This is a genomic window from Natrinema sp. CBA1119 (genome assembly GCF_002572525.1).
Taxonomy (GTDB): Archaea; Halobacteriota; Halobacteria; order Halobacteriales; family Natrialbaceae; genus Natrinema.
The window spans coordinates 389,891-402,811 of the sequence record NZ_PDBS01000001.1; the positions used below are offsets into that span (position 1 = coordinate 389,891).

Annotated in this window: 18 protein-coding genes; 7 read left to right on the plus strand and 11 right to left on the minus strand. The window is 65.6% G+C overall.

From position 1 onward, the window contains the following. Nucleotides 1–79 precede the first annotated feature (79 nt). The 6 genes from CP556_RS01845 (at nt 80) to CP556_RS01870 (ending at nt 6,732) form a co-directional block, all read left to right on the plus strand. Entirely contained in the window at nt 80–634 is a 555-nt protein-coding gene (locus CP556_RS01845) for a GMP synthase subunit A (protein ID WP_098727241.1), read from the plus strand. 101 nt (nt 635–735) lie between these two features. Beyond that, the gene (locus CP556_RS01850; protein WP_098724072.1) at nt 736–1,233 is read left to right on the plus strand and encodes a YciE/YciF ferroxidase family protein; all 498 of its coding nucleotides are present in this window, start codon (nt 736–738) and stop codon (nt 1,231–1,233) included. Between the two features lie 135 nt (nt 1,234–1,368). After that, complete coding sequence (locus CP556_RS01855) at nt 1,369–1,875, plus strand: LUD domain-containing protein (RefSeq protein WP_098727242.1); 507 nt, start codon at nt 1,369–1,371, stop codon at nt 1,873–1,875. A 1-nt stretch (nt 1,876) separates the two neighbouring features. Continuing rightward, the gene (locus CP556_RS01860; protein ID WP_098724073.1) at nt 1,877–4,267 is read left to right on the plus strand and encodes an LUD domain-containing protein; all 2,391 of its coding nucleotides are present in this window, start codon (nt 1,877–1,879) and stop codon (nt 4,265–4,267) included. A 140-nt stretch (nt 4,268–4,407) separates the two neighbouring features. Further along, the gene (locus tag CP556_RS01865; RefSeq protein ID WP_098724074.1) at nt 4,408–5,706 is read left to right on the plus strand and encodes an ArgE/DapE family deacylase; all 1,299 of its coding nucleotides are present in this window, start codon (nt 4,408–4,410) and stop codon (nt 5,704–5,706) included. 237 nt (nt 5,707–5,943) lie between these two features. After that, nucleotides 5,944–6,732, plus strand: coding sequence for an enoyl-CoA hydratase/isomerase family protein (locus tag CP556_RS01870; protein ID WP_098724075.1), 789 nt, complete (start codon nt 5,944–5,946; stop codon nt 6,730–6,732). A 28-nt stretch (nt 6,733–6,760) separates the two neighbouring features. Here CP556_RS01870 and CP556_RS01875 read toward each other — a convergent pair whose 3' ends face one another. Beyond that, on the minus strand, nt 6,761–7,552 hold the full coding sequence (locus CP556_RS01875; protein WP_098724076.1) for an enoyl-CoA hydratase/isomerase family protein: 792 nt from the start codon (nt 7,550–7,552) through the stop codon (nt 6,761–6,763). A gap of 167 nt (nt 7,553–7,719) precedes the next feature. Between CP556_RS01875 and CP556_RS01880 the strand changes: the two genes are divergently transcribed. Then, entirely contained in the window at nt 7,720–8,160 is a 441-nt protein-coding gene (locus CP556_RS01880) for a hypothetical protein (protein ID WP_255291383.1), read from the plus strand. Nucleotides 8,161–8,183: 23 nt separating this feature from the next. On the opposite strand, the gene CP556_RS01885 is transcribed toward CP556_RS01880, so the two are convergent. The 10 genes from CP556_RS01885 to CP556_RS01930 all read right to left on the minus strand — a co-directional run bounded on the left by CP556_RS01885 (nt 8,184) and on the right by CP556_RS01930 (nt 12,894). Beyond that, a complete protein-coding gene (locus CP556_RS01885) occupies nt 8,184–8,438 on the minus strand; it encodes a DUF3194 domain-containing protein (RefSeq protein WP_098724077.1) in 255 nt (84 codons plus the stop codon). Further along, nucleotides 8,439–8,837, minus strand: a complete 399-nt coding sequence (locus tag CP556_RS01890; protein ID WP_098724078.1) for a prefoldin subunit beta — start codon at nt 8,835–8,837, stop codon at nt 8,439–8,441. A 102-nt stretch (nt 8,838–8,939) separates the two neighbouring features. Further along, nucleotides 8,940–9,488 carry a DUF2243 domain-containing protein gene (locus CP556_RS01895; RefSeq protein WP_098724079.1) on the minus strand — a complete coding sequence of 183 codons (549 nt, stop codon included), beginning with the start codon at nt 9,486–9,488 and terminating at the stop codon, nt 8,940–8,942. Between the two features lie 84 nt (nt 9,489–9,572). Beyond that, a complete protein-coding gene (locus tag CP556_RS01900; RefSeq protein WP_098724080.1) occupies nt 9,573–9,839 on the minus strand; it encodes a KEOPS complex subunit Pcc1 in 267 nt (88 codons plus the stop codon). A gap of 3 nt (nt 9,840–9,842) precedes the next feature. Next, nucleotides 9,843–9,977 carry a DNA-directed RNA polymerase subunit P gene (locus CP556_RS01905; RefSeq protein WP_006181151.1) on the minus strand — a complete coding sequence of 45 codons (135 nt, stop codon included), beginning with the start codon at nt 9,975–9,977 and terminating at the stop codon, nt 9,843–9,845. Nucleotides 9,978–9,994: 17 nt separating this feature from the next. After that, a complete protein-coding gene (locus CP556_RS01910; protein ID WP_098724081.1) occupies nt 9,995–10,264 on the minus strand; it encodes an eL43 family ribosomal protein in 270 nt (89 codons plus the stop codon). 149 nt (nt 10,265–10,413) lie between these two features. Next, on the minus strand, nt 10,414–10,620 hold the full coding sequence (locus CP556_RS01915; protein ID WP_098724082.1) for a hypothetical protein: 207 nt from the start codon (nt 10,618–10,620) through the stop codon (nt 10,414–10,416). Nucleotides 10,621–10,758: 138 nt separating this feature from the next. Beyond that, nucleotides 10,759–11,520: a DUF2103 domain-containing protein gene (locus CP556_RS01920; protein ID WP_098724083.1), complete on the minus strand. Its 762-nt coding sequence runs from the start codon at nt 11,518–11,520 to the stop codon at nt 10,759–10,761. 58 nt (nt 11,521–11,578) lie between these two features. Further along, nucleotides 11,579–12,415, minus strand: coding sequence for a 5'/3'-nucleotidase SurE (surE, locus tag CP556_RS01925; protein ID WP_098724084.1), 837 nt, complete (start codon nt 12,413–12,415; stop codon nt 11,579–11,581). Between the two features lie 26 nt (nt 12,416–12,441). Beyond that, the gene (locus CP556_RS01930) at nt 12,442–12,894 is read right to left on the minus strand and encodes a zinc ribbon domain-containing protein (RefSeq protein WP_098724085.1); all 453 of its coding nucleotides are present in this window, start codon (nt 12,892–12,894) and stop codon (nt 12,442–12,444) included. Nucleotides 12,895–12,921: the final 27 nt, after the last annotated feature.

Here is a 12,921-nt window from a genome sequence, read left to right on the forward strand (position 1 = left end):
GGCGCACGATCGCGGGCATCGGTCGACTCGAGGGCGCGTTTCGGACCGTTTTTACCCGATGATCCGCTACGAACACCCAATGACGACTATCGTCGTGGTGGACAACCACGGACAGTTCACCCACCTCGAGCGCCGGGCGCTTCGCGACCTCGGCGTCGACACTGAGTTGATCGACAACGACACGCCGCCCACCGAAGTCGACGCCGACGGCGTCGTCCTCTCGGGCGGCCCGGACATGGATCGGATCGGACGGTCTGCCGAATACCTCGACGCGGACGTCCCCGTCCTCGGTATCTGCCTGGGAATGCAACTGATCGCCGAAGAGCTGGGCGGTCGCGTCGGGGGCGGTGAGTACGGTGGCTACGCCGACGTCACCGTCGACATCGTCGACGCCGAGGACCCGCTAACCGGTTCGCTGCACCCCGAGACCCGCGTCTGGGCGAGCCACGCCGACGAGGTCACGGAGCTGCCCGAGGGCTTCGAGCTGACGGCGAAAAGCGACGTCTGCGACGTCGAAGCGATGAGCGATACCGACCGCGATCTCTACGGCGTCCAGTGGCACCCCGAGGTTGCCCACACCGAGGAGGGCGACGAAATTTTCGAGAACTTCCTGGCAATCTGCGAATCGCAGTAGGCGCTCCGGACGATTCGGTTTTATTGGCGGTCAATATCGTCCGTCTCAGCTGCAAGCTACTCGCTTATGGAACTCAGCGCTGTCCACTCACACGATCGCTTATGACCGTAGATTCGACCGAAGACCTCTTCGTAGACGGCCTCAAGCACGCGTATCACACCGAACAGCGACTCCTCGACGCGCTCGAGGAACTCGAGGAGACATCGACGAACGACGAACTCAAATCCGGGTTCGCCGAACACCGTGAGGAGACACAGCAGCAGGTCCAGCGCCTCGAAGAGGTGTTCGACCAGGTCGACGCCGACGCGGAGGCCGAGGAGGATCCGGTCGTTGAGGGAATGATTCAGGCCCACGAGGAGTTCATGGACAAGGACCCGAGCGACGAGGCCGCAGACCGGTTCAACATCGCCGCCGGCCAGAAGTCCGAACACTACGAGATCGCCGTTTACGGGAACCTCATCCCGATGGCGGACCAGCTCGGCATGGACGACGTCGCGGACACCTTAGAGCGGACTCTCCGGGAGGAACAGGACGAACTCGACAGCCTCTCTGAGATGGGTGAGGAGTTCGATTACGGCGAACTGACGGTTTCGGAGTAGCGACGAGCCGCTCCACATCTTTTTCGGGCGAGCGGTGGCGTTCGGGCGTCGTGTGACGGGGTTCGACGACGACCGCCTCGGGACTGCCGAAACTGACCGGCAGCCTCTTGCCCGTCCGCCCGGATGTGAGAAATGATGACAGTCGACACTGTCGGTCGGTTCGAACGCGCACTCGAGGGACTCGACGTGGGGCTCGAGCGCGTCCCGGCCGCCGAGGCGACCGATCGGATCGAAACCATCGTCCAGGAGCCGGCCGTCGGAGCACCGCTGCCGTTCGAGGGCGTCGCGCTACCCGGCTCGGTGACGACGGCGCCCACGAACCGCGAACTCGAGGCGGCTGAGACCGGCGTCACGCCGGTCGGCTTCGCGATCGCGGAGTACGGCACCGTCGCCGTCGAGTCGACGGCCGACGGCGCGGAGCCGATCAGCCTCTACCCGGAGCGCCACGTCGCCGTCGTTGCCGAGAGCGACGTGGTGCCGGACATCAGCGCCGGTTTCGATCGCCTCGCCGACGGCTTCGCGGACGGTCGGGACAGCGTCGTCTTCGCAACTGGCCGGAGCGCCACCGCCGACATGGGCGATCTCGTCCACGGCGTCCACGGCCCCGGCGACGTTCACGTGATCGTCCTGGAGGACCGATAGAATGGCCCAGCGCACGCGATCACAGCAGGCCGATCGGATCCGCAACCTGCTCGAGACCGAAGGCGAAGCGATCCACTCCCACGCGAGCGCCTCGAACGCCCGTCGGTACGAGACCTACGGCGCGACCGACGACCTCGAGGCGCTGCGAACGGACGCCCGATCGATCAAGGAAGACGCTATCGGCCGGCTCCCCGACCTGATCGACACCGTCCGGGAGGCGGTCGAGGCAAACGGCGGTACCGTCTACGTCGCCGACGACGCTGCGGACGCGAACGCGTACGTGTCCGAGGTCGTCCGGACCGGGACCGAAGAGAACGGCATCGCCGGGGACGGCGAGACGCCGTCGGTCGTCAAATCGAAGTCGATGACGACCGAGGAGATCGACCTCAACGACGCGCTCGAGACCGAGGGAATCGACGTCACCGAGACCGACCTCGGCGAGTGGGTGCTGCAGGTGGCCGATGACACGCCCTCGCATATCGTCGGCCCGGCGATGCATATCTCGCGGCCGGAGATCGCCGAGCTGTTCAACGAGCGGTTCGAGCCCGACGAGCCCTTCGAGACCGCCGAGGAACTCACTCGGTTCGCGCGCGACCACCTCGGCGAGCACATCCGCGAGGCCGACGTGGGGATCACCGGCGCGAACTTCGTCGTCGCCGACAGCGGGACGATCACGCTGATCACCAACGAGGGCAACGCCCGCAAGTGCGCGGTGACGCCCGATACCCACGTCGCGATCGCGGGCGTGGAGAAGCTCATCCCGACGCTGTCGGACCTCGAGCCGTTCGTCGACATCATCGCCAAGAGCGCGACGGGCCAACCGATCTCCCAGTACGTGACGATGCTGTCGCCGCCGACGGACTCGCCGACGCTCGATTTCGACCGACCGGACGATCCGATTACGGGCGACGGCGACGGAGCCGCCGACGTGCCGAGCGGGGCGGACGGAACCGGCGATCCGGATCGGGACTTCCACCTCGTTCTGCTCGACAACGGCCGCATGGACATGCGCGAGGACGACCAGCTCCGGGAGACCCTCTATTGCATCCGCTGTGGGGCCTGTTCGAACTCGTGTGCGAACTTTCAGTCCGTCGGCGGCCACGGCTTCGGCGGCGAGACCTATTCGGGCGGGATCGCCACCGGCTGGGAGGCCGGCGTCCACGGGCAGGAGTCCGCGGCCGAGTTCAACGACCTCTGTACCGGCTGTTCGCGCTGTGTGGACGCCTGCCCGGTGAAGATCGACATTCCGTGGATCAACACCGTCGTCAGAGACCGAGTTAATCGGAGCGGCGAGTCGGAATCGTACGACTTCCTCGTCGACGGCCTCACGCCCGACCTCGAGGAGGGCGGACTCGATCCCGGCAAGCGCTTCTTCGGCAATATCGGCACCGTCGCGAAGGTCGCCAGCGCGACCGCGCCCGTCTCGAACTGGCTGGCCGACGCGGGTCCGGTCCGTGCGGCGCTCGAGCACACCCTCGGCATCGACCGGCGGCGCGATCTTCCTTCGTTCCAGCGGGAATCGCTCGTGGATTGGTTCGAGGGGCGAGGTGGCGAAGCCACCTCGAAAAAGCGAGCGGCAGAGCCGCGAGCACAGCGAGGCGGGGTGGAGGCATCGAGTAAACGGGTCGAACGGGCCGGGTCTCGAGCAGACGCAGACGGCGATGGGGCTGCCCTCGACCGCGAGATCGTCCTCTATCCCGACGTCTACACGAACTACGTCGACGTCGACCGCGGGAAGGCCGCCGTCCGGACGCTCGAGGCGCTGGGCGTTCCCGTTCGCGTTCCGGACCTGCCCGAGAGCGGGCGCGCAGCGCTCTCCCAGGGGATGATCGCGACGGCCGACCGGCAGGCCAGTGAGCTCTACGCCGCCCTCGCCGAGGATCTCGATGCCGGCCGGGACGTGGTCGTCATCGAGCCCTCCGATCTGGCGGCCGTCCATCGCGAGTACGAGCGCTTGCTCCCCGAGGGGTCCGTCGAGCGGCTCCGCGCGAACAGCTACGAGATCTGCGAATACGTCTACGGGCTGCTCGAGAACGGGGCCGATCCGGAGACGCTGTCGACCGGCGACGGCGCGGAGCCGGTGGCGTATCACTCCCACTGCCAGCAGCGCACGCTCGACCTCGAGGCACCGACCGTGGCCGTCCTCGAGCGCTGTGGCTATGCACCCGAGACCTCCAGCGCCGAGTGCTGTGGCATGGCGGGCTCGTTCGGCTACAAGCGGGAGTACTACGAGCTGAGTATGGACGTCGGCGAGCGGCTGGCGTCGGAAGTCGAGGGCGCGGAGACCGTCGTGGCCTCGGGAACCTCCTGTGGGGACCAGCTCGAGACGCTGCTCGAGCGAGAGGTTCCCCATCCGATCGAGTTGCTCGCCCCCGGTGGGTATCGGGCGTAGCGGACGCTCGGCATCTTCCGCAGCGGTCGCGGTCCCTTTCGCGGATGTCGTTGGGAGGTACTGTCGAGTCCCGACCGTCGATCCGGGGGATCATCGGAGAAAGATGTAAGTATGTGGTGCGGTGTAACATAACGCGGTAAATGTCCACAGTAGACAGGGCGGTTCTCCGTAATCGGGTCGAGGACAAGCGCGAGGAACTCGTCGATCTCTTCGAAGAACTCATCGCCCAGGAGTCCGTGACCGGCAACGAAAAGCCCGCACAGGAGGTCGTCATGTCGCGGTTGGAATCCCGCGGTCTCGAGGTCGACACGTGGGAACCCGACGCCGACGAACTACGGGACCACCCCGGGTTCTTCGAGACCTCGTCCTACGCGGAGTACGGGTACGAGGACCGCCCGAACGTCGCAGCGACGAGGAACGGCGTCGGAGACGGGCGATCACTAACCCTGAGCGGACACGTCGACGTCGTTCCGGTCGACGAAGACGAGTGGCGCTACGATCCGTGGGGCGCCACGGTCGAAGACGGTCGCCTCTACGGACGCGGTAGCAACGATATGCTCGGCGGCGTCGCGTCCATTCTCGTCGCCGTCGAGGTGCTCGACGACCTCGACGTTGAACTGACCGGCGACCTCACGATCCAAACGACCGTCGAAGAGGAAGACGGCGGCCCCGGCGGCGTCCTCTCCGCGCTCGAGCGCGGCTATCGGCCCGACGCGGCGATCATCACCGAACCCTCGGGTCTCCCGAACATCGGGATGGCGAGCGCCGGCGTCATGTACTTCCGCGTTCGCGTGCCTGGAAAGTCGGCACACGCCGCGCAGGGCTACGCTGGCGTGAACGCGATCGGGAAGGCGACGAAACTCTATCGGGCGCTCGACCAGCTGGACCAGGAACGGAAATCGCGCATCTCCTACGAGCCGGCCGTTCGGCAGAACCCGGAACTCGACGGTCACGAGACCAACCTGAACGTGGGCAACATCGACGGCGGCGACTGGCCTTCGACGGTCCCGTCCGAGGCGGTACTGGAGGGGCGGATCGGCTGGCCGCCCGGCGAAACACGCGAGGAGGTTCGGGCGGACGTGGAAGCGGCCGTGCGAGACACCGCCGAGAACGACGAGTGGCTGTCCAAACACGCGCCCGAGTTCGAGTGGTTCGGCTGGAACGCCGCGCCGCACGAACTCGACACCGACGCGGAGATCGTTCGGCTCGCGCGGGCGAACGCGGAGACGGTCACCGGCGGGGAAACGACCTTCGGGGGCGGAAGCGCCGGCAACGACGAGCGATTTTACAACCGCTACTACGACATCCCCTGTCCATCGGTCGGTCCGCGCGGCGACAACATCCACGGTGCCGACGAGTACGTGGAGATAGATTCGTTGGTCGAAACGGCGCAAACGCTCGCGCTGACGGCTATCGACTGGTGCGGAACCCGAGAGTAACGTAGACCAGCTACTCCGGACCATCGGCGACTCGCTCCACCGCCGCACAGGGTCACGTCTCACGCCGTGACGTTGGTCGCCAGGTGATGGGTGACCGTATCGGTCTCTCGGAGAGGGTCCTCGTTCCGCAGGCGCAACTGCTGACGACGGCAGCCTCGGGGCCGCCTTCGCGTCGCTTCGGCCACCGAAACAGTCTGGGATAGTGATATACGTCTCACCGTTGATGGTAGAGCTGGTATGCTTGGTGAAGACGTACTCCTGGACGTACAGGACGGCATCGCGACCGTCACGCTGAACCAACCGGATCGGATGAACGCCCTCTCGGCGGGCATCAAAACCGGTATCGAGGAAGCCCTCGACGAAGTATCCGACCGAGACGACGCACGAGTCGTCGTCTTCGAGGGGGCGGGGAAGGCGTTCTGCGCCGGCGGCGACATCAGCGGCATGGACGACGCCGAGTACACGGACCACGAACGCACTCGGGACATCGTCGAGGACTGCGCGGCGATCCCGATTCGCATCTACAACCTCGAGCTGCCGACGGTGGCGACGGTCGACGGCTACTGCGTCGGGGCCGGCGTCGGCGTCGCGATGTCCTGTGACATGGTGCTGGCGAGCGACCGCGCCCGGTTCGGACTCGCGTTCCGGAACATCGGCCTGACGCTCGATTACGCGACGTCGCTGTTCGTCACGCGAGCCGTCGGCCCGTACGTCGCGAAGGAACTGGCGCTCACCGGCGAGACGATCACCGGCGAGGAGGCCGACGAAATCGGGCTGATCAACCACGCGTATCCGTCCGACGAGTTCGAGGCCGAGGCGGGCGATCTGATCGAGCGGATCGCTACCGGACCGACGGTCGCGCTGCACTACTCCGTTCGCAACATCGACCGATCGCACAACAGTTCGATCCGCGAGGTCGTCGAGCGGGAAGCGCAGTCCCAGAACCTCGCCAGTAGCACGCGGGATCACCAGGAAGGCGTCGAGGCGTTCGGCGAGGACCGCGATCCCTCGTTCGAAGGACACTAACCGCGTTCCGGCCGGTCTCGAGTGGCTGTCACTGCCCTCGGAACTCCGGCTCCTCGCCGTTGCGTAGCGCCTCGACCGCACGTTGATAGTCCTCGGTCTCGAAGACGATCGTCTGCCGCGTCGCCTCGTTTGCCAGCGCGTCGTCGAGGCTCGTTTCGTGACTCGTCCTGATGAGCTCCTTGATGTGTTTGAGAGCGATCGGCGGCCCGTTCGCGATCTCCGCGACGATCTCGTCGGCCCGGTCCTCGAACTCGTCGGTCGGAAAGACGTGATTCACGAGTCCGAGATCGCGAGCGCGGTCACCGTCGATGATCCGGCCGGTCATCGTCAGTTCCATGGCGAGTCCGCGACCGACGAGCCGGGGGAGGACGTACGAGATCCCACAGTCCATGCTCAGGCCGAAGCGCACGTGCGAAAAGCCGATTCTGGTTCGTTCGCTCGCGAGCGGAACGTCGCACGCGATAGCGAACCCCGCCGCATCGCCGATGGCCGGTCCGTCGATCTTCCCGATGACGGGGAGCGGATGCGTGATGATCTCTCGGACGAGCCTGTGCTCGTGGCGCTGAATTTGCTCGAGGGAGTCGTGTATCGATCCGTCCTCGTCGTCCGACTCACCCATCGACTCCACGTCGAACCCCGACGAGAACGCGTCCCCGGCACCCTGCAGGACGATACACCGCGCCTCGGTGTCGCGCGCCGCCTGCAACGCGTCGTAGATCGCGAGATAATCGTCTCGAGAGAGGGGGTTCCCTCGCTCGGGCTCGTCCATCGTGATCGTGACGACGCGATCGGCAAACTCGGTGTCGATGCTGGCCGACATGGTCGGTCACGTCACCGAGTACGCGTGTAAAATTTCCGCACGGTCCGGTGCCTCCGGGAGACCAGCCCGAGCCCCTCGACAGCCTGCGGTCGGATTTTTGTCCGTGCCGTTCGAGCATCGGGACTCGAGCCTCTACTATTACGTGGCTCCGGCGACGCCGTAGCAGCATGCAGTCGCTCTCCATGCGTGATCACGTCCGCCCGACCGGCGGCGACTACCCGGACGGGATCTATCGCGTCGTCGGAACGAGCGAGGGGGCCGCGACGCTGCTCCGTGTCGGAGACGCCGACGGTCGCCGAGTCAACACCGGCGAAATCGTGACGGTCAGCGACGGCGAACTCGAGGTGTTCGAGCCGGCGGAAAACCCAGACGGGAATCGGCCGCTCGGGGAGATCGCGGCCTCGAGCCTCGCGATGCTCCCCTGGCGATTCCGAGCGTTCGGTGGTCAACTGGTCGCACACCCGCTTCCGACGGCGATCGCGACGGCGCTCGTCGCGGTCGGCTTCGTCGGCGATTCGCTCGGTCCCTTTTCGGAGCCCGTTGCGAGCGTCGTGCTGTTCATCGGTATCGTCGGACTCGCGTACGTCGGCAGTGGCTCTCTGGGCTGATACGTGAACGCGAGTAGAGTTCGCTACTCCTCGAACAGTTCGTCGACCGCGTGTCGCGCCGCGAGCGCGGCGTCGTCGGCGACCTGTTCGGGGTCGGCCTCGTCTTCGTCCTCGGGCGCGTTGAGGTAGACATCGACCTCGAGAACGCCGTCCTCGAAGACGACGGTCACGTCGTAATCGCGCACGTCGGATTGTTTGTACTGCGAGAAGATCACGCCCTCTGCAGCGTCGGCTGCCGTCTGGACGAGGGTCTCGTCAGACGGCTCGTCGGTCGACATTTATGCGCCGCCAGCGCCCGGGCCGCCGGGGCCGGCCGGACCGCCCATGCCGCCGCCACCGCCGAGCATGTCCTCGAGTTCCTCCTGGAGACTCTCGAACTGGTCCTGCACGCGTTCTTCTTGCTTCTCGAGGGTCTCGAGGCGGATCTCGAGCGTGTCGACCTTCTCCTCGAGGTCTTCCTCGGCCTGGTCGTAGTCCGTCTCGACGAGGAGTTCGCCGACGTTCCGGTACATGGTCGTTCCCTCGTCAATGTTCTCGAGTTCGTCGAGAGCGTTCTGGGCCTCGGTGAGTCCCGACTCCGCTTCCTGTTTCTGGACGGCGACTTCCTGTGCCGTCTCCTGAAGGTCCTGTAGCTGCTCGATTTTCTCCTGTGCTTCGGGCGGCAGGTTTCCTTGCATATCTCGACCGTCGCCCTCCGGACTGATAAAGGCCAGCTTTGTCTTCCGATTCGCCGTCCGGCCGCGGACCGGCTGCCAACCTATCAGCAGCGTCCGAACGGGCTACTCCGAGCCGTTACCGTCCGCTGCAACCGCTTCGGCGCTGGCCCCCGGCACAGCGGCGCTGTCGGTCCGAATCACGAGATAGCCGCCGACGGTGAAGAGCGCGCCCCAGAGCAAGAACGCTGCGTCCCACAGGATGATCGGGCCGGGTCCGGCAGGCCAGACGTGGTGCAGCCCGAGTAGCTGGTGATCGACGAGCCCCTCGACGACGTTGAACACGCCCCAGCCCATGATCACCGCGCCGAGCAAGATGCGTCCGGATTTCGGCACCGGATGAAACCGCCACGCGCGGGAAAACAGGACGAGCCCGATGATCGTGAAGGTGTACGTCGCGAGGTGGAAGAGTCCGTCAGCCATCACGTTGAGTTCCAGATCCGTCGCGACGCTCGAGTCGGGATACGACGACAGCATATTGTGAATCTGGAGGATCTGGTGGAAGACGATCCCATCGAAGAAGCCGCCTAACCCCACTCCGAGTGCGAGGCCGGCGATCACCAGCGGCTTGGCGTCCCGTCGCAATCCGAGCCACGTCTCGTCACGTTCGGCCATACTGGTTCCTCGAACGAAGCGATAAAAACGCCGGTGCCTGCCTGTTCCGGGATCACGGGCGTTCTCAGAGTCGATACCGAGGAGTTAGCGCGACTCGAGAACCCGTGTGCCCGCGTCGGCGGTCCGTTCCGCCACGTCGATCAGCGAAAACCAGGTGTTCAGCGCCGCCCGCAGGGCGACCACGTCGGCGGCGACGATCTCGATCAGAAGCCGGCTGCCGTCTCGCTCGAGGCTCGTTCGAGAGCGCTCGTCGTCGATCTCGCCGATTTCACGTGCGACGCTCTCGGCGATCAATCGGGCACGCGACGCACTCTCGTACTCGAACTCGAGGGTCGCGTCGTGAGAAGACACGCGTTACTGGACGTCGACTTCCTTCACGTCGCGGCTGCGCTCTTTCAGGAGCACGCGGTGACCGCAGTAGGGACAGCGGACGCCGCCGTACTCGTCGAGCTGGACGTCGCGTTTACAGCGGGAGCATTTGTAACTCATACTGGTCTCGAAGCGGGTTACTCGTCCTCGGTGTCTTCTGCGAGGGCAGCGCGGATGGAGCGCTTGACTGTGCGGCCGGCGGGGGTCTCGGGGCGGTACGCGCCGCCGGTGAAGACCTCGCCGGTCTCTTCGTTCTTCCAGATGCCGGTGCCGACACGGGTGACGTCGTCGCCGTCGACTTCGGCGTTTTCCATGTCGTCTTCGATCTCGCTGACGCGACGCCGTGCGACGCGGCCGTAGCGGGCTCCGAACCGACCGGCGCTACCGACCTCTCCTTTGTTGGCCATAGTAGTGCTGTCTATCGCCAGCGGATTCTTAAACCTGTTGAGTCACGTCGGCTCGTACGGCGGGATCGTATCGCGGTGGGACGAGGCGACTCGGTGAGACGCGATGATCGAGCCACCGCGGTCGAGACGGTTCAGTCGGATTGGGACGGCTACGACTCGCCGATCCGCTCGGCGACCGGCCACGCCAGCAGCTCCAGAAAGACGAGCGCGAGCGCGGCGACGTATCCGACTGGTGCGAGCGGCGCGCCGAGCAGCCACGTTCCGATACCCGTGGTCGCGATCAGCGTTCGCATCGCGAGGCCGCTGACCGCCACCAGCGGAATCAGGGTCAGGACGGCGTCCGGTCGCTCGAGCATGGCTAATTATATCTAATTACATCGGTCCCATTAAGGCTGGGAGAACCAGCAGCACCTGTCACCGCCATCGGGAAGCCACAATACTTGCCTCGAGAATCTCCTGACCGCGATACTGTCATCGATGGCGGAAGCTGGCAACTACTGAAACTCCCCGTCCGTGAGTACGTCGTTCAAATCATCGCGGATCCGCTCGCCCATCTCCCGGTCGCGAGCGGTCGTCACGACGCGGTTTTCCTGAACGCTCGAGCCGTCCCGCAACAGCATCCGGACGTTGCCGCCGTCGTCGGCGCGGGTAACCTTCGCGCGCATACCGGACTGAGAACCCTTGCCACCGGCGTCGATCGGGCCGGGAATCACCTTCTTGACGTGCGGATGGTCCGCGACGGTCCGAATGGCCCGCATCCCGGTCCGCCCCCCGATGAGGGTCGTGTGGCTGCCGCCGATCTTCTCGGCCGGCGGCGTCTCGACGACATCCAGCGCACGATTCCCGCGGCGCTCGAGGACCGCCCGAACCGGATCGTCGTCGTCGACGCGATAGAACGAGTGGTGGGTGTCATCGCGAACGGCGCGAATCACCGTCCGGACGCCGCCGGCGTAGACCTCCTCGGGTCGCTTGCGGCGGATCTCGTCGCCGATCAGTCCCGCGAAGTTCCGGAGTTCGATGGGCTCGTTCTCGCCGTCCTCCGGCGTCGTCGTGATCGTCGTCTCGCCGAGTACTAGCTCGTCGCGGTCGGTTTCGGGGTCTCGCTCGGTCGGCTCGCCGGGTTCGCCGGCGAGCATCGTGATGGTCGCTCTGTCGCGTGCCGCCTCGAGGACGATCGCCTCGGTGTTGGCCTCCCGGCAGACCAGACAGAAGTCTCCGGGTTTCTCGAGCGGCGATGCACAGTGGCGACACTCCATAGCACTCAATTGAACGTAGGCGTGTAAAACGGCCGTGTTTTTCAGCCGGTACTCGGGGCTACAGGACGTCCTCGAGTATCCGCTGGACCGGCTCGGTGTCTACGACCTCGTAGGGGACCCGGAGCGGAGAGATCGATACCCACTCCTCGAGCAGGGCGTGACGATCGGTGTCCTCGTCGTCGGGGATATCCCGGTTCGCCATCTGCTGCCAGAGCCGGTTGGTCAACTGGAACGCGCCGTTTTCGAACGCGGCGTCCATCTCGTAGACCTCGGTCGGCCGGGTCAGTTCGAACCCGTTCGGCTCGCGATCCGGCCGGGGCACGTTGACGTTCAGATAATCGACGCGGTCGAACAGTCCGGTCCCTGCGGCACCGGCGACGAGATTGGCGGTAATCTCGCCCGCTCGCTCGAAGTCGACCGGCTCGAGGTCCCGGTCGTAGCCGAGGGTGTCCATCGAGACGGCGATCGACGGCGTCTCGAGGAACGCCGCCTCCATCGCGGCGCTAACGGTTCCCGATCGGGAGAAGACGTAGGCCCCGAGGTTTGCACCCGAGTTACAGCCCGAAACGACGATGTCGGGTTGGGGCTCGAGTCCTTTCGTGCCGACGATGGCGCAATCACAGGGGGTACCGTCGACGGCGTAGCCGAGTTCGTGATCGGTGTGTGGAACCGGCGAGGTGAACGAATCCGTTTCCAGTTCTATCGAGAAGTCGTCGTCCGACGACTTCGTCCGGCCGTAGGAGAGCGACCGGCCGACGGCGCTCCGGTTTCGATCGGGTGCGACGACGGTGACCGTACCGACCGCCGTGAGCGCGTCGTGCAGCGCCCGAATGCCGGGCGCGTCGATCCCGTCGTCGTTCGTCAGGAGGATGTGTGGGTCCGAGTCCAGTTCCATTGCCTGTTCGGTCGATAGCGGGCGAGCTACGTATCAGTTCGGTTCCCCGACGACGAGCGACCGAACGTGGCTGCGAGTTTCGTCCCGCAGGACGGACAGTACCGCGACCCGTCGGCGGCAACCGCGTCACACTCGGGACAGACGACACCCCCGTTCGGCTCGGCGACCGACTCGAGGTCCGCGCCACAGGACGGACAGTAATCCGCGGACGACGGCACGTCTGCACCGCAGGACGGACAGTCGCCACCGCCCTCCCAGAGGACGCGACGCTGGGAGTTCGAGACGTAGTTGTACGCGCCCCAGACGACGTTTCCCAGCCCCATCGAGAACCAGAACGTCAGGAGGGCGACCAGGACGTGTGAGATCACCGAGCCGAACTCCCGGTCGACCAGCACGACGCGGTCGGGCGTTTCTTCCTCGATCTTCCAGCCCTGCGCCACGAGGTCGTCGATTTCCCGCTGTAGGTGTTTGCTGCGCATAGCTGTAGTAGGAGACGAGCGAGCAAA